Raw genomic sequence first — 21,845 nt, 5'->3', positions numbered from 1 at the left:
AGAACCTTTGTTCGGCCAGCGCTTTTTGGATATGCTGCGATTCCGAACCGTCAAAAGGGTGCTGCCGATGACCACCAAGATCTTTGCGACCTGCGCGCTCGTTCTCGCTGTCGGCTGTAGCCTGTCCAGCGCGGCCATCGCCAAGGAGAAGCACCGCCATCGTCAGCCAGAGCCCGAACGCTACGTTCCCGCCCATCGCGACCTCATCTACGCCCTGTTCGGCGGCCCGCGCTACTATGACAAGATGCTGATCACCACGGCGGCCGGCGCCTGCTCCTACAACCGGGTCGGACCCGACGCGAATGCGCTGAACAAGATCAACGACCACCATTGCGGGAAGTAGATTGGTCTCAACGGCGCGGTTGTCCTGCGTCGCTGGTTTTACCGGGTGACGGCCGCCGCGAACTCGATAGAGACAGTCGATGACCGCTGATGAGAAATGGTCTCCGTCCGAAAAGAAGGTCGCCCGCAATGCCTATGACGCAGCGCTGAAGGTGGCGCTCGACAAGACGATGGCCGAACTCAAAAGCAAGGTCAGCGCGGTGGCGGTGCCTTCCGATATGTGGGAAGTGGAAGACTTCCTGCGGCAGCAGCGACGCATGATCGACGAGCTATTCGACTATCGCTACTCACAGCTTGTAGTGGTCTTTGCCAGTCTGATCCGGCAAGGATATCTGGACGAGAATCTCCTTGCGGGTTTGTCGGAAGACAAGCGGCAGATGATCCGAAAATACGCCAGCTGGAATCGCGGAGGGTAGGGCTCCTCTCTGGCGATCCTGGCGCCGCATTCAAACTTGGACCGTTCACCATCTTCGTGCGCGCCGCGCAGTTTGAGCTCAGCCATGGCTTGCCTCTCTGGCATCTACGGTCGCGGCGCTGTCGTCTTGCGCCATCGCCAGCGGCGCACCCGGTTCGCCTTCCCACAGGATCAGGCTGGCGGCGCCGATCAGGCCGGCGCGGTCGCCGAGCTCAGCCTGCACGATCGGCACGTCACGATAGGCCGGCATTGCTCGTTGCTGGACGACCGCCCTGATTGACGGCGCCAGAAGGTCGAAGCCATTGGAAAGGCCGCCACCCATGACAATCAGATCAGGCGAATAGAGATGAAGCAGATTGGTGAAGCCGATGCCCAGCCATCTCGCTTCTGCCTCGATCAGCTCGAGAGCGTCGGCGTCACCGGCTCGCGCGGCGTCGACGGCATGCCTGGCCGAGACGTCGCCGTCGGCGGAAAGCCGCCGCAGCAGCGAGCCGTCGCCCGGCGCGGTCAGTCGCGTGGCGCGGCGGCCGAGCGCGGTTCCCGAAGCGACAGCCTCGAAGCAGCCGATGGCGCCGCAAAAGCAGCGGTCGCCTTCGCCGGTGATGGTCATGTGGCCGATCTCGGCCGCCAGTCCGCGCCGGCCGTGATAAATGTGGCCGTCGGCCACGACACCGCCACCGATGCCAGTGGACACGGTGACGAACACCAGCGATCCACTGCCACGTCCGGCGCCAAAACGCCATTCGCCGAGCGCTGCCGCATTGGCGTCGTTCTCCAGCCGCACCGGCAAGCCGAAATGCTGCCCCAGAATGTCGATCAGCGGCACATCATGCCAGCCGGCCAGCGTTGGCGGCGCAATGACGATCCCTGCCTTGGGATCGAGCGGTCCCGGCGCGCCGACGCCGATGCCGGCGACCTTTGCCTGCGGGTGTTCCCTAAGCAGCGTGCCTGCCAGAGCGACGATCTGGCCGATCACCGCCTCCGATCCCGCACCCGCCATCGTCGGCGCTGAAGCATGAGCGACGATACGGCCATCGCTTTCGACCAGCGCACCGCGCAGCGCCGTGCCGCCGAGATCGAAGGCGAGCGCAAGCTTGTTCATCAGGCGGCGACCTCCAGCCCATGCAGCCAGGCCATGCGCTGGGCAAGGTCGGGATCGCCGAAAGCAAGCGAGCCCAACACCACCGTCTCCGCGCCGGCGGCGCGCAGCATCGGCACCGTCTCGTGGCGGATGCCACCATCGGCAGCGAGCACGATGTCGGCCTCGCGGCCGGCTTTGCGCATCAGCGCGCGCGCCTCGATCAGACGCGGGCAGGCCTGGTCGGACAGGCTCTGGCCCTTGACGCCGATGGAAGTGCCGAGCAGCGTCACGAACGCCACTTCCGCCAGGAAGGGCGTGACGGCCGCGACCGGCGTTTCCAGCCGCAGCACCACACCGGCCTTGGCGCCGAGTTCATGCGCCAGTTTCACGGCGCGCAGGCCGGCTCCGCCGTTTTCGGCGTGCACACTGATCAGGTCGGCGCCGGCCTCGATGAATTGGCGCGTCTGTTCCTCGACGATCTCGGCCTCGACCATCAGATGCACATGGATAGGCTTCGCCGTCAGTTTGGCGATGCGCGCCACCAGGTCCGGGAAGAACAGGAAGCCCGGGGTGAAACGGGCATCAGCGACGTCGATATGATGGATGTCGGCATGCGCCTCGATACGCTTGAGGTCGCGCTCCATATTGGCGAGGTCGGCCGACCACAGCGAGAACTCGCCGATCAGCCGGTTGCGCGGCAGGGCGGCGATTGCGGCGGGGCCGGACAGGGGCTTGTTCGTCGTCATCGTCCTCAGGCTCCGTAGCCGCGCATGGTCTGGCGGTTGGTTTTGACCGCGCCGGCAGGGTCGGTGGCGGCGGTCTCGGACTCTTCCTCCAGCACCAGCCAGCCGTTGAAATTGGGCGCGGCATTGGCGATCTCGATCACCTTCGCCGTATCGCAGACGCCCTTGCCGAGCATCGCCCATGTACCATCAGCGTCGACATCCTTCAGATGCACATAACGGATACGGTCGCGATAGGTGGTGAGTGTATCGGCCATATTCTGATGCCCACGCAAAATGTGGCCGGTGTCCGGCACCCAACCGACCAGCGAGGCATCGATCAGCCCGAAGATGTGATCATAGTCGGCGCGGTCGAACAGCAGCGTGTTGTGATGTGAGCTCGGATGCACCGCGACCTGGACGCCGGCCTTGCGCCCGAGTTCGCCGGCTTTGTTGTAAACCTCGGCGGCGATGGCAAACTTGTCGTCGCGCGGACCGTCGGAGACGACGGTGGCCGAGCCCATCGACACCAGCGCACCCGGAAAGGCGGCGGCGAAGTCGATCCAGCGTTTGGCCGTATCGAGGTCTGCGCCGATCTGATCTTGCAGCGTAAAACCGCTCTTGGAACCGAAGGCGAAGGAGACAAGCGTCAGCCCGGATGACTTCAGCGCGGCGGCGAACTCCGTTGGCTTGCCGGCATAGCGGCCGATCATCGTGTCGGTGATCTCGATGCCGGCATAGCCGCCATCGGCGATCGCCTTGAGCAGATCGTCCGGGCCGCCGGCAAAACGGTCACCCAGCATTTCCCAGGTAAAGGTCTGGCAGCCGACTTTCAGGTCTTTCACGATCATCCTTTCATTCCTTGATTCCACCTCCGTGAGAGGGACATCCTACTTGACCGAGCCCGCGGTCATGCCGGCGAGGAAGAACCTCTGGGCAACGAGGTAGATGAACAAGAGCGGTAGCGAGCCGAGCACGCTCATCGCCATCATCTGGTTCCATTCGAAGGCGTGCTGCCCCATCAGCAGCTGGATGCCGATCGGGACGGTGCGCATGGACGTTGACTTCGTCAGTGTCAGCGCAAAGAGAAATTCGTTCCAGCACAACAGGAAGGTGTAGACCGACGTCGCCACGATACCAGGCAGTGAAATCGGGACGATCACCCGCCAGAGTGCGGTCCAGCTGGTGCCGCCGTCGACCGCCACCGCTTCATCGAGATCGCGGGGCAAGGTGTTCAGATATCCCGTCATCAGCAGGATCGCGTAGGGCAGCGTAAACACCAGGTAAGTCAGGATCAGCGCGACGTAGGTGTCGAAGATGCCATACGAGACGACAAGCCCGAAGAAGGGGATCAAAAGCGTGATCGGCGGGATCGTCTGCGTGCTGATGATAAGTGTGTTGAGGCTGCCCTTGCCGCGGAAATTGAAACGGCTGAACCCATAGGCCGCCAGCAAGGCGATCAGCACCGTCAGCACGGTCACCGCTCCGGCCACGAAATAGCTGTTGAAGAAGAAGCGCAGCTTTACCGGGTCGCCAAGGATGGCCGCATACGCTTCCAGCGTGAAGGCCTTCGGCAGGACGGTTGGCGGCAGGGCAAAGATTTCGGTATTAGACTTGAACGAGCTGCTCAGCATCCAGTAGATCGGGAAGGCCGCGAAAAAGAGCCCTGCGGCAAGCGCGACATGGAGCGCGACGGTGATCAGCCTGTCTTTCGGCGTGTGCCTTTTCCTCATGTGACTACCGAGCCTTTTGATAGCGGATGTAGAACAGCGTCAGGCCGAGAGAGATCAGCAGGATGACCACGGCGCTCGCTGACGCCTGCGACAGGTTGTAGCTCGAAAACGCCAGCTTGTACGTGTAGGTGCTGAGGACCTCGGTCGAGTAGATCGGACCGCCGCCTGTCGTTATCCAGATCAAAGGAAAGACCTGCATGGTCCAGATGAAGTCGAGCAGCGAGATGCTGATGATGATCGGCATCAGCTGCGGGATAGTGATGAAGATCAGCTTCTGGTAGGCCTTCGCCCCGTCGATATCGGCGGCCTCGTAGAAATCCTTGGGAATGCCCTGCAAGCCTGCGAGCAGGCTGACCATGAAAAGCGGGTAGCCAGCCCAGATATTGGCGAAGGTGACGGCGTGCAGTGCGGTCGCGGGCGAGGAAAACCACTCGACCTTGGAACCGATGATGCCCATCTGCATGAGAACGCTGCTCACGACACCGTTCGGCTCAAGCAGGAGGCGCCAGATCACGGCGATAATCACCGCGGTGAACAGCCAGGGCAGTATGTAGAGCACGCGCAGGATATTGCGCAGCGTCGGATTGATGCGGTCGCTGTTGAGCATGAGTGCGAAGACCATGCCGATGGTCATATGGAAGACGACACTCATGCATGTGAAGTAGAGCGTGTGCCACAGCGAGGCCCAGAACACCGGATCGGCAAAGATCGCCTGGTAGTGTTTCAGTCCGGCAAAGGACGGGTCGCGACGCAGCACCGCGCTGTTCTGGAACGAATAGCCAATCACCGTCACCATCGGCAGCAGCATCAGAAGGCCGATTATGAGGAGCGACGGTGACAGATAGAGATAGGGTGCGACCGCTCGTTTCAGTCGATGGTGGGAGCGCTTCTGCCGAGTCATGTGCCACCCTTGGGATATGCCTTCAAGAGGAAGGTGCGCTTCGGAAACAGGTCCATCTCAAATTGCCGATCCGTTGTTGACGGGTGGCCTGCCCGAAGTCAGGCCACCCGGTCGAAGATAGCGAACGGGCAACAGGCCGCTCAGAATTTCGCCGTCCAGCCCTTTTGAGCGTTGGCCGCGGCTTGTTCCGGAGACTGCTCGCCGGCGAGCATCTTCTGGGCTTCCACGTCGAACTGGGTCATCAGGTCTTCAGCCACCGGCAGACCCGTGAATTCGTTGGCGAGATAGCCGGTCTTGAAGATTTCGAAAGCCTTGCCGAAAGCCTTGTCCGAGGTCACGAAATCGGGCTTGGCGTTGACGTTGCCCGGGAAGGCGTTTGCAAGCGACACGAGCTTGGCGTTCACCTTTTCACTCATCAGATATTGGACGAGCTTCCAGGCTTCATCCTGATGTTTCGAGGACGCAGAGATGCCGATGCCCCAGGAGGCGTAGGGAAGGCCGCGCTTGCCGCTGTAGTCCTCCACGACCGGGACCGGGATGAGATCGAAGTTCAGCTTGGGATTGCGTTTGCGGATCAGGTTCACATGCGCAAGCGAGTCGATCATCATTCCGATCCGATCGTTGACGAATTCCTCGACCTTTTCCTGCTCGGTCTTGGTGGCAATGCCGGGCGAGATGACGCCGGCGTCGTTCAGCGATTTGACGAAGGTGAGCATATCGACGACCGGCTTGCCCTCGAGAGCCGGCTTGCCGTCAGCCATCATCGATTGACCCGAGGCCCAGACCCACGACATCATGTCGTTCTGGACACCGGACGGCGTTTGCAGCGACAAGGGCAGCACCCAGCCATACTGATTCTTGTCGGCATGGGTCATCTTCTTGGCGGCTTCGAGAAACTCCGCGCGGGTCGACGGCAGCTTGGTGACGCCTGCCTGGGCGGCGAGGTCCAAATTCACGAAGACCGGATAGACGAACGAAGCCACGGGAAACATCACCGCCTTGCCGTCCACCTTGATGATATCCGCGACCTGGGTCTTGTCGAACCCGCTCGCATCCATCATCGGGTTCATGTCGGCCAGCGCACCCTGCGCGTTCAGATTGTTCACCCAGGCGCCGTCGAGGCCGACGACGTCGCTAAGCGTTCCAGTTGCGGCGCCAACCGAGATCTGGTCTCGCGTGGTCGCATAGGGGCCGCTGACCAGCGTCACTTTGATTCCGGGGTTTGCAGCCTCGAAGTCATTCATGATTGCCCTGAGCGATCCGGCCGGCAATTCGGGCTCCCACCATTGGGTGAATTCCAGTGTCGTGTCCGCCATGGCGCTGGTTGCGCCAAGCAACCACGCGGCCGCGGCTATTTTCAGCATCGTGGGTTGTATCCGAAACATCATTTTCTCCTCCTTCTACAAGATCGACCGCACAATGCGGACGATCGTCTGTTTTATTCAGAAGCCTTTTTTCAAGTATCTTCCGCAGGCACCTCGCTCCCGCCCGCGGTCTTCCGCAGATCTTCAGATCGCCAGATGCGTTTCGGGATCGAAGAAATGGAACTTGGCATCATCCACGGCTAGCCGGATTTCCGAGCCGGAGTGGACGGCGCTGATCGGCTCGAATCTCGCCACCGCGTTCGATGCCAGGCCAAAATCGTCCACCGCGTCCGGATCGCCGGAGTCCACCCGGATCGCGTCGATGTTCAGGTGGACGATCTGTTCGGAGCCGAGTTCCTCGATCGAGGTCACCTTGGCCGGTATCGTCTGATACTTGCGGCCGGATTCGAGGCTGCTGTCATAAAGATCCTCCGGTCGGATGCCGAACACGACCTTGCCCCCGTCATACGACCGCAAGCCCGGCCTGCGCACGAAGGCTGCATCCTGCAGCCGGATGGCGAAGGTGCCGGACATCAGTTCGTCGCCCGTCAGGGTCGCCTCGAAAAGGTTCATCGAAGGGGAGCCGATGAAGCCGGCAACGAAGGCGTTGACCGGCGATTCATAGAGCCTCTTGGGTGTGTCCACCTGCTGCAGCACGCCGCCTTTCAACACCGCGACCCTATCCCCCATCGTCATCGCTTCGATTTGGTCGTGGGTCACGTATATGGTCGTTACGCCGAGTTGCTTTTGGAGGCTGGTGATTTCGGCGCGCATTTGAACCCGTAGTTTCGCATCCAGGTTGGAAAGGGGTTCGTCCATGAGAAAGGCGGCCGGCTCGCGCACCATGGCGCGGCCCATGGCAACCCGCTGACGCTGTCCGCCTGAAAGGTTCGCGGGTTTGCTGTCCAGCAAAGGCGTCAGCTGAAGGGTTTTGGCGATCTCGTCCACGCGCTTCTTGCGCTCGGCCTTCGACTTGCCTGCCAGCCGCATCGAAAAGGCGATGTTTTCGGACACCGTCATATGCGGGTAGAGCGCGTAGCTCTGGAAGACCATCGCGATGTCGCGGTCCTTGGGCGGCATGTCGACGACGTCGACTCCGCCGATCCGAAGGCTGCCGCTGGTGATGTCCTCCAGTCCCGCGATCATTCGCAACGCGGTGGATTTGCCACAGCCGGACGGCCCAACGAGAATCAAAAACTCGCCGTCCTCGACCGACAGGTTCAATTGGTCGATTGCGTGAAAATTGTTCCCGTATGTCTTGCAGATATTCTCAAGAACGACTTCTGCCATATTCCTCCCTCCACAAGTCTAAGCCACTGATTTTTATGATTGTCCTCGGCTTATGTTCACCTGCGAAATGTTTCCTCGGATAGTTCGGGCTATGTTCCGGTATCGAGCCGCGCATATTTCAGTTCGACTGCCGACGGCGCGTTCGTCGATGCCAGGAGTTCCGTGACCTGGTCGTCGGTCGGAAGCGCCTCGCGCCCGCCCCGCCCCGTTATCGAAAGGGCCGCCGCCGCGGCCGCGAATGCCACCCGGCCCGCAGTGTCGGCCCCGCGCGTCAATGCAAGCGCATAGGCGCCATGAAAGCAGTCACCGGCGCCGGTCGAGTCGACGACGGCAATCCGGTGCGGAGGCAGGTGCCAGAGCCCTGTCTCTTCGCGTCCGCGATAGAAGACGCCCCTGCCGCCATCCGTCAGAACCACGGCGGACCGCGACGGCAACCACAATGCATCGAGTATCTCGGCCGGCGACCGGCGGCCCGTGGCGGTCCGCGCAAAGCCGAGCGGAAGAATGAGATGGTCGCAGAGCCCGATCAGCCGCTCCGTGGCTGGGCCGCTGCTCCATTCGATATCGCCGAGGATCGCAAGGCCGAGATCGCGAGCCCGAGCCACGACATCCAGCGACCGGATCGCATAGCTGTCGACGATCAGGACGGTCGCGCGGCTGAGGATACCGTCCGGAAAGTCCGGAGCGGTGCCCAGCATCGCATCGTCGTCATACGCGATGAACCGTTCTCCGTCCGAGCCGACGGTGATCCGCGAGCGCACCGGGCGTGCATCGGGATGGCGCGGCGCGAATGCGGTTTCGACACCGCTCGCAATGAGGTCGCGCATCACGGCGTCGTCATCGGCACTGCCCAGCCATCCGACGAACCCGCCGGCTCCGCCGAGCCGCACGACGGCGGCCAGCGCCGTCGCGACATTTCCCCCGAAAGCGCGGGCACTTTGCAGAACTTTCCCCTTGCCCGCCGACAACGGCTGATCGACGTAGACGATGTCGTCGATCGCAATAGCACCGAAGCCGAGGATAGGGGGGACGGTGGGCATCGTTCAGGCACCCGCCTTCGCCAGGGCGTCTTGCGCCGAAAGGCCGTCGTGGATGACGCCGCGAAAGGCAAGCGCTGCCTTCTCTGGATCGCCATGCCCCCAGAGATTACGGCCTACCACGGCACCGCGTGCGCCGGCCCGGATGGCGTCCGCCGTCTGCTGAAGCGCGCCGAGCAACGTATCGGTCTTTGGGCCACCCGCAATCACAACCGGCACCGGGCAAGTCCGGACGGTCTCTCGGAACGACTCGAAATCGCCCGTGTAGCCGATTTTGATCACGTCGACGCCGGACTCGTAACCGATGCGCGCCGCATAGGCGATCTCGTCGGGGGTGAAGACGATTTTTGCTCCGTCGGTGAAATCGCGAGGGTAGATATGCGCCACCACGGGCATGCCGTAGCGGGCCGCTGCATTTACCGAATCGGTCAGCCAGCGTATGTATTTGCCCTCGGTCGCGCCGCGCACCGGAATGGCCACGGCCAACGCATCGGCGCCAGCGCGCACCGCATCCTCGGGCGTTGCAATCAGTTCACTGATGCGATCGTCTGGAGTGAAGCAGCCCGCCTGAATCACCAGGGAAGCTTTGCCTGCATATTGCGGCCACAGATGGCGCGCGGTGCCAGGCTGGATGCTGACATAGTCGGGTTTGCCCGCCATGACGCGTGCAAGCGCACCCGGCAGGTCGGCAAGGCCGCCTTTGCGCACGTCGCCATAGCCGACAAAGTGGTCGACCGCGCCGCCAAAAAGTTTCCCCGATGGATGTGAGAAGAGGCGCGCTAGGCGCACCTTGGTTCCGAGGCTCATGAGTCCAAAACTCTCCAATCGATTGGTTTCAAAATCCTGGACCCAGTGTTTGCGAAAGAAAGGATAAATGCAATCTTTCGAAAGCTTTCGAATTCGCGTATTTTTGGTAGAGTGAACCGAGGCCAGGGCGATCGCTTGGCGCATGGAGGCAAGGACAGGGCAATGTTGTCGGAGCAGAGACGCCAATCGATCCTGGGTGAAGTGCAACGCAGCGGACAGGTTCGCATCAAGGACCTGTCAGACGATTTTGGCGTGTCGGAAGTCACGGTGCGCTCCGACCTCGAGATACTGGATCGCAAGGGACTACTGACCAAGACCCGTGGAGGGGCGGTGACCCGGACCACCGATTCGACCACGGCCGCGTTCGCCCGGCGGATGCAAACGAACCTCGACGCAAAGAAGCGCATCGCCCGGGCGGCGGTAGAGCTGTTCGCGGACAACCAATCGGTCATCTTCGACGGCGGCTCGACATTGATGCAGCTTGCCATGCAGTTACCGCCGCTCAGCAATGTCGTGGTCGCTGCCACGGGCATGAATATCGTGCAGCATCTTATGCATCGTCCCGGGCTCGACGTTCATATGATCGGCGGCCGGGTCTATCCCGACACGGTGAGCACGCTGATCACCGATGCCGACACGGCTCTCGGCGGCTTGGTAGCGCATCAGGTCTTTGTTGGAGCGCATGCGATTGACTCGTCACTGGATGTGGTCGACGTGAACGAAGACATGGCGCGAACGAAGCGAAACCTCGTTCGCATGGCCCGGCGCGTTGTCCTCCTCGCCGATTCGAGCAAATGGGGCGTCAGCGGGACCTCCAAGGCATTTTCGCTGTCGGCCGTCGATGTGGTGATCACCGACGATGGCCTGCCCGGTCCAATACGCAGCGAGCTTGATATGATCGGGGCCAAGGTGATCTATGCCTGAACCCGTCTCGGTCTCTGACCGAGACGGAAAGACCCAATGCGCGCATGACCCACGGGCTTCGTATCGGCGGTCGGCCGTCTTTCATGACAGTCATGTTCTCCTCCTCAGGCTGGCGCCTCCCAATGCTGCGCCAGAATTCTCACATGCTCTATAAAAATTTTACGCGCGTCAACATTTAAAATCCTGTATAGCGGATTGTGAAGGCGGACCGCTGCACCCACGACGGTCCCCAAGCATGCCATTGGCTTCGGAGGAAAAGCTGGAAATGCACGGAAAATCAAAGACAAAGCTCGGCATCGGTGTGATCGGCTGCGGCAACATCTCGATGACCTATCTGCGCAACGCGGCGCTCTTCGGAGGCGTCGAGCTGCGTGCCTGCGCCGACATTTCGGCTGACATGGCTGAGCTCCGCGCCAGGGAATACGGCATCCGCGCGCTCGGCGTCGATGCGCTGCTCGCCGACCCCGACATCGACCTGGTGCTGAACCTGACGATCCCGGCGGCGCATTTCGACATTTCGTTCTCAGCGCTTTCGGCGGGCAAACATGTCTTCACCGAAAAGCCGCTGGCTACCACCGCTGCCGACGGTCGCCGGCTTGTCGACGAAGCTGCAAAGCGCGGCCTGCTGATAGGCTCGGCTCCCGATACCTTCCTTGGCGCCGCTGGACGCCGCGCCCGCCGCCTGATGGACGAGGGCGCCATCGGCAAGCCGGTGACCGGCACCGCCTTCATGATGGGACGTGGCATGGAGCACTGGCATCCCAATCCGCAATTCTACTACCAGCCGGGTGGCGGTCCGGTGTTCGATATGGGTCCCTACTACCTGACCATGCTGGTCAATCTGCTCGGTCCGGTCGAGCGTGTCATGGCGATGGCGACGCGCGGCCACGAGGAGAGGCTGATCACGGCCGACGGCCCGTTCAAGAACACGACGTTCAAGGTCGGCACACCGACCAACATATTGTCGCTGCTCGAATTCCGTTCGGGCGCCACCGTCACCTTCGGCGCTTCCTGGGATGTCTTCAGACACTCCAACCATCCGATCGAACTGCACGGCACCGAAGGTTCGCTCAGGCTGCCCGACCCCGACACGTTCGGCGGCACCGTCTCGCTGTCGGCGCGCGGCGTCGACTGGGCCGATTTCGCCAGCGAGAGCGAACTCTACGGCGCCCGCAACTGGCCCTATGCCGCGCCCGACCGCGCCAATTACCGCATGCTCGGCGTCGCCGATCTGTCGCGCGCGCTGGCGACGGGCAGAAAACCGCGCGCCTCGGGCGAACTCGCCTTGCATGTGCTGGAGATCATGGAGGCAATCCTGGCTTCGGGCGAAAGCCGTGACTCGGTTGCCGTCAACGGCACGGTCGACCAGCCGCCACTGCTTGGCGAGGAGGAAGCGGCAAGCCTGCTTGGCTGATGGGAAGATTCAGGCTGATTGACGCATCACAAGGGCGGCGTCGAGGCTGACTTTCGGCGCGACGCTCGCTGTGTCCTCGTTGAGCAAGGCGAGCAGCGTCTCGACACTGCGCCCGGCCATGGCGGCAAAATCCTGCGCGATGGTGGTCAGAGCGGGGCAGGTGTAGCGGCTCAGCGGATGGTCGTCATGGGCGGCGACACGCAGGTCGCAGTCCGCCTTGCGGCCAACCTTCCTGCCTTGCGCGAAGGCCGCCGCCATCACGCCGAAGGCCAGGCGATCATTGGCGCACAGTATGGTCTTTCCCGGCAGGCCGCCAGCCCCAAGCATCTGTTCCATCTGCTCGTAACCGATGCGCTCGAAATCCCATGTGTAGTCGCTTGTGTTGCCGATGACGACCGGCTCCTGGCCAAGCCGCTGCATGGCGCCGACATAGCTGTTCAGCCGCTCTGGCGAATTGTGGTTGACATGCGGGATATCGAAATAGACCGGCGCGTCGCCGGAGCGGCAGAGATAGTCGACGATGGTCGAGACACTCTGGGCGTTGTTGTTGCCAACGAAGGGTACGCCGCCTTCGAGATAGGTGTCGAAATAGACGATCGGCATTGTCTGCGTCAGCTTCTCCAGCGTGCGGCGGTCCGAGCGCAGGCCGAGCGGCGCGATCAGCGCGCCTGAGACTTTCAGCGACTGGATGGTGCGCGTCGCCTCGACTTCGAGCTCGCGCGAGCCGTGCGAGGAAATGACGATCGGCCAGTAGCCTTCATCACGCAGCCTTAGCTCGATGCGGCTGACCATTTCGGAATAGAAGGGATCGGCCACCGTCGGCACGACGATGCCGATGGCGCGGGTTCGCTTGCGGTTGAGATTGCGGGCAAACAGATTGGGCTGGTAGTCGGACGAGCGCAGTGCCTCCTCGATGCGCTTGCGCGTTGCCGGTTTGACGCTGGTCGGATCGTCGAAATATTTCGACAGCGTCGGCCTGGAAACGCCGCACGAGCGGGCGAAATCCTCCATCGTCTTGTGCTTCGTCATTCAATCCCTCGTCTGGCGGGCGCCAAACCTTGGTCGTCCCTTGGCGCTGCCCAAGGGTCCCGTAGCCGGCGTAGCACAACGTAACCGTAGACGAAATTTACAGGAAACTTCAGTCGTTTCAACGCGCAACGGCAAATTATACCGTGCGTAAATTTAATCAATTGACGCGAAAATTGTCCCGCATCAAAGTCTCGACCGTGGCGAGCAAGCGAAATATCCAGGAACCATGACACAACAGATCGACAGCTTCTTTCCCAGCTCCAACCGTGGCTCGACGCCGCCGCTGTTGTCACCGGCAATGCCGTCGATCCGCGCTACGGCGACGACCTCTCCGGCAAGGGCGGAGGCCGGCCCGAACTGGTCTTGCGTCCACGCAGCGCCGTCGAGGTCGCCGAAATCCTGCGCCTGTGCAGCGGCTTTGGTCAGAAGCTGGTCGTCCATGGCGGCCGCACCGGGCTGGCCGGTGCAGCGCGGGTGCAGCCGGGCGAAGCGGTGCTGTCGCTGGAGCGCATGACCGCGGTCGAAGCGCCCGACCGCGCGGCGGCAACCATCATCGCGGAAGCCGGCGCGCCGCTGCAAATGGTGCAGGAAGCAGCCGATGCGGCCGGCCTGATGTTCGGCGTCGATATCGGCGCGCGCGGCACGGCGACGGTCGGCGGCAACATCGCCACCAATGCCGGCGGCATCCGCGTGCTGCGCTACGGCATGTACCGCGCCCAGGTGCTCGGGTTGGAGGCCGTGCTTGCCGACGGCTCGATCCTGACTTCGCTGCGCGGGCTGGCCAAGGACAATTCCGGCTACGATCTCAACCAGCTGTTCATCGGCAGCGAAGGCACGCTGGGCGTGGTCACGCGCGCCTGCCTGCGCCTGCATCCGAAGCCCGCCACCGAGGTCGCCGCTTTCTGCTCTCTTGGTTCGCTGGACGCGGCCATTGCGCTGCTCGGCCTGCTCAAGCAGCGGCTCGGTCCTTTGCTCTCGGCCTATGAGGTGAATTTCTCGCCGCTCTACGGCGCCATGATTGCCGGCATGGCCGCGCCGGCGCCGCTGCCTGCCGGCGCGCCCGTCTACGTGCTGGCCGAAATCCAGGGCAACCAGGCCGAGCTGGACGGCGAGCGTTTCGCTTCGGTGCTGATGCAGGCCGTCGAGGACGGCATCGTCGACGACGTGGTCGTCTCGCAGTCGCCGCGCGAATTCCGCGCGCTTTGGGACGTACGCGAGGAGGCCAACCGCTTCCTGTTTGCAATCGAAGGCCTGATCGGCGTCGACATCAGCATTCCGCTGTTGACGATGGCGGCTTTCCTGCGCGAGGCCGAAGCGGCGATCCGCGCCAAGGATGGCAGCGCCGAGATCTATGTCTTCGGCCATCTCGGCGACGGCAATCTGCACTACCAGGTCGACACCACGGAACCGGCCGCCGCCTATGAGATCATCTATCGCGGCGTGGCCGCATGTGGCGGCGCCGTCTCGGCCGAACACGGCATCGGCCTCGACAAGAAGAAATGGCTGAACCTCGTGCGCAGCGACGCCGAACTATCAGCCATGCGCCGCCTGAAGGCGGCCTTCGATCCGCACAACGTCCTCAATCCCGGACGGATTTTCGATATCGCCTGACTGCTATGGGGTATGTTTTGCCGCAATTCCCTAGGGAAAGCGCTACGCGCTTTTCCCGGGAAAACCGCTGCACACTTTTCCTGGAATTGCTTTAGCTCGCAGCCGGCGAAAGCAGCGCGTGGTAGTCCACCGTTTTCACCTGCTCGACGCCGTCCAGCGTCATGTTGCCGGCGACATAGACGATGATCGCCAGGCCGAGCCAGCCGATCCAGCGGTATTTGGCAAGCAAGGCCGCCACCAGCGTCGAGGCGACGGCCATCAGCACCACCGACAGGATGAGACCGAACACCAGCGCATTCATGTCATGGGCGGCAGCACCTGCCACGGCCAGCACATTGTCCAGCGACATCGAGACGTCGGCGACGACGATCTGCAGGATCGCCGTGCGCAGCGCCTTGGCCGGCCGCACCGCCGCAAGCGCTGTCGCGGCAGGGTCGATGTCTGCATCGCCGTGCTCATCGCCGCCGGCGGAGCGCAATTCCTGGAACATGTTCCAGCACACCCAGAACAAAAGCATGCCGCCGACCAGCATAATCCCAGGGATTTCCAGCAGCTGTACCGCGATCACGGCAAAGACGACGCGGATCACCGCGGCCGCGGCTATGCCGGCGACGATCGCTTTTTGGCGCAACGCCTTGGCCAACCCGGCCGCCGCCATGCCGATCACCACGACATTGTCGCCCGAGAGCACGAGGTTGATGGTGATGACTTCCAGATAGGCGGCGACAGTGGTCTGGTCGAAACTCATAGAGCGGTCTCCCCGGAAGGCTCCGGCTGGTTGCGGCGGATCGGACCGATGTCTGCGCAAACGCGAGGACAGCTGATTTGAGTGCAGCAAGGCGTTGAAACAAGACGTCAGGCGCGGCCAATCGTTCCTCATCCACGGAATTCATCGCCAGATCGTGATTTCCCGACCAGAAATGCCCCTCATGGAAGGGAAGACAAAAGCGTTCCGCTTGCCTATCAATATTGCCGACCAAAGGAGAGATGGGCATGAGCAAGACGGCACTGATTTTCTGGGGCGGTTGGGAAGGTCACACACCGGCCCGCAGCGCCGCTGTCGTCGGCGAGATATTGACCGGACATGGCTTCGAGGTGCGGATAGAAGAGGGCACTTCCGCGCTTGCCGACCCGCAGCTCTCGGCCATCGATCTGATCGTCCCGGTGGTCACCATGTCGACCATCGAAAAGCCGGAGCTGCAAAATCTCATCGCCGCCGTCAGCGGCGGATCCGGCCTTGCCGGCTTTCATGGCACCATGGGCGACAGTTTTCGCAACGAGACGGCCTATCAGTTCATGACCGGCGGCCAATGGGTCGCCCATCCCGGCGATATCATCGACTACCATGTCGACATCACCAGCGATGATCCGATCGTCAGGGGTATCGAGGGTTTCGCCTACCATTCCGAGCAGTATTACATGCATGTCGACCCGAGCAACGAAGTGCTGGCGACGACGACGTTTGGCGGCGAGCATCTGGACTTCATCGACGGCGTCGTCATGCCCGTGGTCTGGAAGCGCCGCTACGGCAAAGGCCGCGTCTTCTTCAGCGCGCTAGGTCACACGGCGGATGAGTTTTCCGTGCCGCAAATGCGCACCATCTTCGAGCGCGGCGTGCTGTGGGCCAGCCGAGCGGCCTGATCCTGGGCCTGTCGTCAAGCTGAGCGCAGTGGGGCGGATTGCTTCGGATCCGCGCATGGCGGTGGACTTGTGGCCTGGGTGGCGACGCAGGTCCGGGAACTAGTCGGGCGGCGGTCGTCCGGTCAGACAAAGAAGTCTTGGACGGCCTGCGGCTATTTTTCCCGCATCGCCCGGCGGAAGTTCTGCGTGATCGGCTCGGCGAGATAAGAAAGCACGGTGCGAGCACCCGTCCGGATCATCGCCTCGCTCGACATGCCGGGCAGCAGCTTGCGGCCCTCCAGCTTGGCGAGTTCGCTCTTGTCGATCAACACGGTCGTGGCGAAATACGGTGCGCCGCTGCGTTCCTCCACCATGCGGTCAGCCGACACGATCTCCACGACGCCGTCGAGTGGCGGCAGGTTGTAGCGGGCGAAGGCCGGGAAGCTGACGCGCACGGGCTGTCCGGGGGCGATCGTCTCGACATCCTCCGGTTTGACCATGGCCTCGACCACGAGCTGCTGTTCGAGCGGCACGACTGTCATCAGTGTGTCGCCCGGTTTGACGACACCGCCCGCCGTGTGGACCTTCAGGTCCATGACGATGCCGTCAACCGGTGCGACGACATCGGTACGGGTAAGCACGTCCCTGGCGGCACGCTCCTGCTGTCTGAGATCAAACAACTCCGCCTCGACCTTGCTCAACTCGTCGACGGCGTCGTTCAGCCGTACTGTGCCGAGGTTCAGGATTTGCATATCGATCTCGGCCATGGCGCTTCTGGCACGAGCGATCGCCGCGACGTTGGTCGCGCGCTCCCCCTCGAGCTCCTGCTGTTGTCGTCTGAGCAACAGGTTCCGCTCGCGGGTGGTCAGCCCCTTCTTGAGCAGGCTCTCGAGGTCTTTGGTCTCACCCTCGATCGCCTTGATCTGCGTGTCCTTGGTGACGATAAGCTGCTCAAGTCCCGTTATCTCGTCCTGGGTCTGCTGACGGCGCTGGCTCAGGATCTCCTGCTCGTCTGTCAGATTGTGGTGCTTCGCCGCGAACACGTCACGCTGTGCGGCCACTGCGTCCCTTGCGGCAGTGGCGGGGTTTGCGAGCAACGCCGGATCAAACGCGATCTCGGCCTTGTCGTCACGCTCAGCCCTGAGGCGCGCGGCCAGCGCGTCACGCGTTGCTATCCGGTTCTGGATCAGGTCGAGCTGCGCCCTTGCCTGCGTGTCGTCGAGCCGGACGAGGACCGTGCCGGCCTTGACGATGTCACCGTTGGCGGCGTTCAGCTCCGCGATGATACCACCCTCGAGGTGCTGGATGAGCTTGCGATCACCGGCGACCTTGACAACGCCCGGCGCCACCGCGGCACTGTCCAGCGGGGCCAGTGCCGCCCAACCCCCAGCCACGCCAAAGAACAGGAACATGATCGCGAACCCGGTCGACGTCACGCCCGCAAGACGCAGGGGTACCGGTTCCAGCAGGGAGGGTGGCGGGAGGGGTAACGGCACGACGTTCATATCAGTTCTCGTTTCATGCCTGGTTTGCCACGACAGCCGTACTCATTGTGCTTTGCCGCGACGTACGCTTTGGAGCGGGACGTGACTCGTTATCGGCGCCGGTCACGGTGGTGGATATCTCGGGCGTCGGACTCGCAGGTATTTGATTTACCTGGCGGATGCGCGCGGAGAGTTTGTTGAAGACATAGTCACGCGAACCGTAGAGGTCTTGTTGGCCCCGGTTGAGAACCAATATCTTGTCAACTTTCTCCATGATGTTCGGTCGGTGCGCGATCAGGATAACGGTCGTGCCCGCCGCCTTGACCACGCCAAGGGCTGCAATCAAAGCGTCCTCACCGTCGCGGTCGAGGTTGGAATTGGGCTCGTCCAGGATAATGAGTGGCGGGTCGCCGTAGAGTGCCCGCGCCAACCCGATGCGTTGGCGCTGCCCGCCTGACAGCACCGCGCCGGAGTCGCCGATCTCGGTGGCGTAACCCTTCGGCAGCCCTTTGATAAGTTCGTGAACGCCCGCCAACTGCGCGGCCTTGACCACGTTATTGAAGACCGCCGGGTTGAGTGTCGCGAAGCGGCAGATGTTTTCGGAGACGGTGCCGGCGAAGAGTTCGATGTCCTGCGGCAAGTAACCGACATGGTGACCCCGGTCCTCCGCCGCCCATTGGGCAACGTCCATGCCGTCCAGCAACGCACGCCCCCCGGATGGACGCCAGGCACCGGCCAGTATTCGCGCCAGGCTCGTCTTGCCGGCTCCGCTCGGGCCGATCAACGCCATTGCTTCACCCGGAATGAGCCGGAAGCTGATCCCTTTCAGGATAGGCTCGCCACCCTGTCGGGCCAGCACAAGGTTGTCGGCCTCGAACCTGCCTTTCGGCCGAGGCAGCGGCATAACCGGCGTGGCCTCCAGGTGCTGTCCGGCGACCGCGGTGAGGCGCTTGTAAGCGGCACGCGCTCCGACCGTCGCCTTCCATGTGCCGATCGCTTGCTCGACCGGCGACAAGGCTCGCCCCATGAGGATCGAGGCGGAAATCATGATACCAGGTGAAGCCTCGTTGCGAAGCACCAGATAAGCGCCAAGGCCCAGTATGGCCATTTGCAGGGCCAGCCGGTGACAACGCGCGATGGCCGCGATGACGCCGCCTCGGTTGGCGGCAAGAACTTGTCCCTTGTTTGCCTCGTCCTGCTGCGCCTTCCAGCCCTCCATCAGTGGCTTCAACATGCCCATCGCCTGTACGACCTCGGCATTGCGGATCGCCGCCTCGGCCTGCACGTATGCCCGCGACTGTGCGCTGGCGGCCTCGGTCAACGGTTTGCGTGTGATGTATTCGTTGAGCAACGCCAACGCGAACAGGACGATTCCGCCGCACAGCGCCAACCAGCCCAGCCACGGGTGCATGAAGAATATGGCGGCGAAAAACAGCGGTGCCCAAGGCGCGTCGAGAATCGGGAAGATGCTCGGGCTGGTGAAGAAATTCCGCACTTGATCCAGGTCGCGCAGCGGACGGGCGTTGGCGTGACCGGGCGCCGAGGCGGCATATTCCACCGATGCGGTCAGGAGAACTGGTCCCAACCGCGCGTTCATCCACGATCCGACCTTGGCCAGAAGACGCCCGCGCACCACCTCCAGCCCCGCCATTGCCGCCAGTGCACCCGCCGCCATCAGCGACAGCATCACCAACGTCTCCAGGCTGTGGCTGGACAACACCCGATGGTAGACCTGGAGCATATAAAGCGCCCCGGTCAGCATCAGCGCGTTGATGCCGCCGCTGAACCAGATAAGCGGCCGGATGGCACGTTTTGCCTCTTTCATCACCACCTGCAGGGCAGGGGGCTGTTGTCTGGTTTTCATCATCTGGATGACATCTCCGTGCAAGAGATCGCGGGTGGCGGTACGGGGGCAGCAATGGCTGCCCCCGTTGGTCAAGTCAGGTGACGTCAACAAATATGTGCTGCGTCGCTGTTATGTCCGCGTCCGCGTCTGCCACCTCGAACGCGAAGTTGAGGCTGGCGTCGACTGTCCCACTGGTCTGCTGCACAAACCCGATGTCGACGATCTTCAGGACATCGTTATCGGTCGGATCCCAACCCGTCAGGTTGGTCGTGGCAAAGCTGCCGCCATTGGCTCCGATGGCCCCGTTCAGGTTGATGGCGTTACCCGTCATCCCGTTGGCGCTCTGCATGATCTGGATGCCCTGAATCTGGTAGGTCTCGCCGGCGACCGTGTAGTCGTTCTGTTCGAGGATGACCAAGGCATCGTTGTTATCGAGCGAGAACTCGGTGCTGTACGGGAAGGGGACATTGGCGTTCCCTTTGATCAGATCCGAGTTCTGCACATTGACCGCCCTCGTCACCTCGTTCCCGTTGGCATCCTTCAGGTCGAGAATCAGGACCAGGTCTTCGCTGTTGCCGATGCCGTCGAACTTGATGACGACACCACTGGCGCTCGCGGTCGGGTCAAGCCGCTCCGTGCCACCACCGGGGGCTTTCGGGGCCACATCCCCCAGAATGTTCTCTTCGAAGAAGCGCAAGGTCAGAGCTTCACCCTTCTGGATGGTGTCGCCAGCGACCCCGTTCGTCGCCTGGGTTGCGGAAACCCAGTCTTCGTGGGTGTTGGTGATCATGTCGTGGACACCCTGCGTGAACGCAGTGTCCGGAGTGAGCCCGCCAGCGATCGCTCCGTCGCCGGTCGAGTTGAAGCCGAACTTGATGGAGTTGGTTGTCGAGTTCGCGGTGAATTGCACGAAGAACGGATCCGGATCGCCGTCCGGCGTCAGCTGCTCGGCGACGATCAGCGGGTGTCCCGTGTTGCCGGTGGGCGCCTTGGCCAACAACTCGTTGGTGTGCAGCACGTCGAAGCTGAAGCCTTCGAGCGGGTCGGTCAGGGTGATGGTATAAGTGTCCAAAACCTTGTCGAAGAAGAGGGTGCCAGCCGCCGTGCCGGTCTGGGTGTTAGGCGCGGGGTCCTTGTCGTAGGTGAAGGTGAAGTCGAACGTCGCGGAGGTGTCCGTCTCCAACGCGAGCGTCACGTTCGGGGCGATGATATTACCTCCGCCGCCGCCGGTGATCGTGCCCGTGAGCCCGATCTGGATACCGGCGAGGTTAGTGTTTCTGTCGACGAAATCAGAGTGCGTGGCGTCGTAGAACGTAGTCGGGCGGCTGTCCGCACCGATGTCGTAGCCGAAGGCTCCGCTGGCCTCCTCACCGGCCGCGTTAACCAGGCTTTCGTGAGTACCATCGCTACCACCACCGGACGCATCACCGTCAAACGGCACGGTGATCGTTGGAGCATCGTCCTTGAAGACGAGGTTTGTGCCGATGTTGACGCTGCTCAAGGCCTGATCGCCGTCACCGTCGGTGATGGTCGCCGTCAAAGTGACGAGATCATCGGACGCCAACGTTGTTTCCTGATCCGGGCCGGTGTCGGGCGAGTGTATGACAGCACGCGCCTGATCGAGTGTCACGAGGCCGGCGGCGTCGACGCTGACCGTGAACACGAGGTCGTCGGTACCGGCGGTACGGCCTTCAACGTCGCCGCTGAGATTGACCGAGAGGAGGACCGCCTCACCGGTTAAGGTGTCGGTGAGGCCGCTATCGTTGGTGACCTGGTTGATGTCGAGCACATAGCTGATGGCGTCACCATCGGCACCGGCATCCGAGGTGAAGAAAGTCGAGAAATCCGCGCTATTGTCACCCAAGCTGGACTCGTCGACGGTCAATGTCGGCTCGGTACCGCTTGCCTCGATACTCGGTCCGTCATCCTCGAAGTTGAGGTTCTGGCCGATGTTGTGCGTGGCCGTGGCTTGATCGCCGTCACCATCGGTGATGGTCGCCGTCAGGGTAATGAGGTCGGCGGCAGCCAACGTCCTGCTGTCGTTCGCATCGGTGGCGTCCGCGTGAATGATCGCCCGAGCCTGGTCGAGTGTCACGAGGCCGGCGGCGTCGACGCTGACCGTGAACACGAGGTCGTCGGTACCGGCGGTACGGCCTTCAACGTCGCCGCTGAGATTGACCGAGAGGAGGACCGCCTCGCCGGTTAAGGTGTCGGTGAGGCCGCTA

At 62.4% G+C, this 21,845-nt stretch carries 20 protein-coding genes; 6 read left to right on the top strand and 14 right to left on the bottom strand.

Annotation, left to right across the window (positions count from 1 at the left end; all coding sequences use genetic code 11):
• Positions 1-67 precede the first annotated feature (67 nt).
• The gene (locus H0241_RS27970; RefSeq protein WP_181061006.1) at positions 68-343 is read left to right on the top strand and encodes a hypothetical protein; all 276 of its coding nucleotides are present in this window, start codon (positions 68-70) and stop codon (positions 341-343) included.
• 79 nt (positions 344-422) lie between these two features.
• A complete protein-coding gene (locus H0241_RS27965) occupies positions 423-758 on the top strand; it encodes a hypothetical protein (RefSeq protein WP_181061005.1) in 336 nt (111 codons plus the stop codon).
• Between the two features lie 78 nt (positions 759-836).
• Here H0241_RS27965 and H0241_RS27960 read toward each other — a convergent pair whose 3' ends face one another.
• From H0241_RS27960 to H0241_RS27920, 9 genes are all read right to left on the bottom strand, one after another.
• Positions 837-1,859: an ROK family protein gene (locus H0241_RS27960; protein WP_181061004.1), complete on the bottom strand. Its 1,023-nt coding sequence runs from the start codon at positions 1,857-1,859 to the stop codon at positions 837-839.
• Positions 1,859-2,584, bottom strand: coding sequence for a ribulose-phosphate 3-epimerase (locus tag H0241_RS27955; RefSeq protein WP_181061003.1), 726 nt, complete (start codon positions 2,582-2,584; stop codon positions 1,859-1,861). Before H0241_RS27955 ends, H0241_RS27960 begins: the two co-directional genes overlap by 1 nt.
• Positions 2,585-2,589: 5 nt before the next feature.
• Positions 2,590-3,411 (bottom strand): sugar phosphate isomerase/epimerase family protein, encoded by an 822-nt coding sequence (locus H0241_RS27950; RefSeq protein ID WP_181061002.1) that lies wholly within the window; start codon positions 3,409-3,411, stop codon positions 2,590-2,592.
• 39 nt (positions 3,412-3,450) lie between these two features.
• A complete protein-coding gene (locus H0241_RS27945; RefSeq protein ID WP_181061001.1) occupies positions 3,451-4,293 on the bottom strand; it encodes a carbohydrate ABC transporter permease in 843 nt (280 codons plus the stop codon).
• Between the two features lie 4 nt (positions 4,294-4,297).
• Complete coding sequence (locus H0241_RS27940) at positions 4,298-5,194, bottom strand: carbohydrate ABC transporter permease (RefSeq protein WP_181061000.1); 897 nt, start codon at positions 5,192-5,194, stop codon at positions 4,298-4,300.
• A 140-nt stretch (positions 5,195-5,334) separates the two neighbouring features.
• Entirely contained in the window at positions 5,335-6,582 is a 1,248-nt protein-coding gene (locus H0241_RS27935; RefSeq protein ID WP_181060999.1) for an ABC transporter substrate-binding protein, read from the bottom strand.
• A gap of 120 nt (positions 6,583-6,702) precedes the next feature.
• Entirely contained in the window at positions 6,703-7,848 is a 1,146-nt protein-coding gene (locus tag H0241_RS27930) for an ABC transporter ATP-binding protein (RefSeq protein WP_181060998.1), read from the bottom strand.
• Positions 7,849-7,937: 89 nt separating this feature from the next.
• Entirely contained in the window at positions 7,938-8,888 is a 951-nt protein-coding gene (locus H0241_RS27925) for a PfkB family carbohydrate kinase (protein WP_181060997.1), read from the bottom strand.
• 3 nt (positions 8,889-8,891) lie between these two features.
• A complete protein-coding gene (locus tag H0241_RS27920) occupies positions 8,892-9,692 on the bottom strand; it encodes a beta/alpha barrel domain-containing protein (protein WP_181061085.1) in 801 nt (266 codons plus the stop codon).
• 162 nt (positions 9,693-9,854) lie between these two features.
• On the opposite strand from H0241_RS27920, the gene H0241_RS27915 reads away from it, so the two are divergent.
• Positions 9,855-10,616 (top strand): DeoR/GlpR family DNA-binding transcription regulator, encoded by a 762-nt coding sequence (locus H0241_RS27915; RefSeq protein WP_181060996.1) that lies wholly within the window; start codon positions 9,855-9,857, stop codon positions 10,614-10,616.
• 265 nt (positions 10,617-10,881) lie between these two features.
• A complete protein-coding gene (locus tag H0241_RS27910) occupies positions 10,882-12,030 on the top strand; it encodes a Gfo/Idh/MocA family protein (protein ID WP_181060995.1) in 1,149 nt (382 codons plus the stop codon).
• Between the two features lie 9 nt (positions 12,031-12,039).
• Here the strand turns inward: H0241_RS27910 and H0241_RS27905 are convergent, their stop codons facing one another.
• Positions 12,040-13,059, bottom strand: coding sequence for a LacI family DNA-binding transcriptional regulator (locus H0241_RS27905; RefSeq protein ID WP_181060994.1), 1,020 nt, complete (start codon positions 13,057-13,059; stop codon positions 12,040-12,042).
• 213 nt (positions 13,060-13,272) lie between these two features.
• Here H0241_RS27905 and H0241_RS27900 point away from each other — a divergent pair, with 213 nt between their 5' ends.
• Complete coding sequence (locus H0241_RS27900; RefSeq protein WP_181061084.1) at positions 13,273-14,670, top strand: FAD-binding oxidoreductase; 1,398 nt, start codon at positions 13,273-13,275, stop codon at positions 14,668-14,670.
• A 91-nt stretch (positions 14,671-14,761) separates the two neighbouring features.
• Here the strand turns inward: H0241_RS27900 and H0241_RS27895 are convergent, their stop codons facing one another.
• Positions 14,762-15,418, bottom strand: coding sequence for a YjbE family putative metal transport protein (locus H0241_RS27895; protein ID WP_181060993.1), 657 nt, complete (start codon positions 15,416-15,418; stop codon positions 14,762-14,764).
• A gap of 245 nt (positions 15,419-15,663) precedes the next feature.
• Here H0241_RS27895 and H0241_RS27890 point away from each other — a divergent pair, with 245 nt between their 5' ends.
• A complete protein-coding gene (locus H0241_RS27890; RefSeq protein ID WP_181060992.1) occupies positions 15,664-16,311 on the top strand; it encodes a ThuA domain-containing protein in 648 nt (215 codons plus the stop codon).
• 152 nt (positions 16,312-16,463) lie between these two features.
• Here the strand turns inward: H0241_RS27890 and H0241_RS27885 are convergent, their stop codons facing one another.
• The 3 genes from H0241_RS27885 to H0241_RS27875 all read right to left on the bottom strand — a co-directional run.
• Positions 16,464-17,795, bottom strand: coding sequence for an HlyD family type I secretion periplasmic adaptor subunit (locus H0241_RS27885; protein WP_181060991.1), 1,332 nt, complete (start codon positions 17,793-17,795; stop codon positions 16,464-16,466).
• A 13-nt stretch (positions 17,796-17,808) separates the two neighbouring features.
• Positions 17,809-19,638, bottom strand: coding sequence for a type I secretion system permease/ATPase (locus H0241_RS27880; RefSeq protein WP_235984527.1), 1,830 nt, complete (start codon positions 19,636-19,638; stop codon positions 17,809-17,811).
• Positions 19,639-19,714: 76 nt separating this feature from the next.
• Positions 19,715-21,845 (bottom strand): DUF5801 repeats-in-toxin domain-containing protein (locus tag H0241_RS27875; RefSeq protein ID WP_235984521.1); only part of this gene is annotated, 2,131 nt, incomplete at its 5' end.

This window comes from Mesorhizobium neociceri (assembly GCF_013520985.1).
GTDB classification, from domain to species: Bacteria; Pseudomonadota; Alphaproteobacteria; order Rhizobiales; family Rhizobiaceae; genus Mesorhizobium; species Mesorhizobium neociceri.
Note: the sequence above shows the minus strand (reverse complement) of the source record. Positions and strands in the feature narration are given on the sequence as shown.

Excerpts from the sequence above, each read along its gene's own strand:
- H0241_RS27970 (WP_181061006.1), top strand. The coding sequence starts at position 68 with ATGACCACCAAGATCTTTGCGACCTGCGCGCTCGTTCTCGCTGTCGGC.
- H0241_RS27965 (WP_181061005.1), top strand. The coding sequence starts at position 423 with ATGACCGCTGATGAGAAATGGTCTCCGTCCGAAAAGAAGGTCGCCCGC.
- H0241_RS27960 (WP_181061004.1), bottom strand. The coding sequence starts at position 1,859 with ATGAACAAGCTTGCGCTCGCCTTCGATCTCGGCGGCACGGCGCTGCGC.
- H0241_RS27955 (WP_181061003.1), bottom strand. The coding sequence starts at position 2,584 with ATGACGACGAACAAGCCCCTGTCCGGCCCCGCCGCAATCGCCGCCCTG.
- H0241_RS27950 (WP_181061002.1), bottom strand. The coding sequence starts at position 3,411 with ATGATCGTGAAAGACCTGAAAGTCGGCTGCCAGACCTTTACCTGGGAA.
- H0241_RS27945 (WP_181061001.1), bottom strand. The coding sequence starts at position 4,293 with ATGAGGAAAAGGCACACGCCGAAAGACAGGCTGATCACCGTCGCGCTC.
- H0241_RS27940 (WP_181061000.1), bottom strand. The coding sequence starts at position 5,194 with ATGACTCGGCAGAAGCGCTCCCACCATCGACTGAAACGAGCGGTCGCA.
- H0241_RS27935 (WP_181060999.1), bottom strand. The coding sequence starts at position 6,582 with ATGATGTTTCGGATACAACCCACGATGCTGAAAATAGCCGCGGCCGCG.
- H0241_RS27930 (WP_181060998.1), bottom strand. The coding sequence starts at position 7,848 with ATGGCAGAAGTCGTTCTTGAGAATATCTGCAAGACATACGGGAACAAT.
- H0241_RS27925 (WP_181060997.1), bottom strand. The coding sequence starts at position 8,888 with ATGCCCACCGTCCCCCCTATCCTCGGCTTCGGTGCTATTGCGATCGAC.
- H0241_RS27920 (WP_181061085.1), bottom strand. The coding sequence starts at position 9,692 with ATGAGCCTCGGAACCAAGGTGCGCCTAGCGCGCCTCTTCTCACATCCA.
- H0241_RS27915 (WP_181060996.1), top strand. The coding sequence starts at position 9,855 with ATGTTGTCGGAGCAGAGACGCCAATCGATCCTGGGTGAAGTGCAACGC.
- H0241_RS27910 (WP_181060995.1), top strand. The coding sequence starts at position 10,882 with ATGCACGGAAAATCAAAGACAAAGCTCGGCATCGGTGTGATCGGCTGC.
- H0241_RS27905 (WP_181060994.1), bottom strand. The coding sequence starts at position 13,059 with ATGACGAAGCACAAGACGATGGAGGATTTCGCCCGCTCGTGCGGCGTT.
- H0241_RS27895 (WP_181060993.1), bottom strand. The coding sequence starts at position 15,418 with ATGAGTTTCGACCAGACCACTGTCGCCGCCTATCTGGAAGTCATCACC.
- H0241_RS27890 (WP_181060992.1), top strand. The coding sequence starts at position 15,664 with ATGAGCAAGACGGCACTGATTTTCTGGGGCGGTTGGGAAGGTCACACA.
- H0241_RS27885 (WP_181060991.1), bottom strand. The coding sequence starts at position 17,795 with ATGAACGTCGTGCCGTTACCCCTCCCGCCACCCTCCCTGCTGGAACCG.
- H0241_RS27880 (WP_235984527.1), bottom strand. The coding sequence starts at position 19,638 with ATGAAAACCAGACAACAGCCCCCTGCCCTGCAGGTGGTGATGAAAGAG.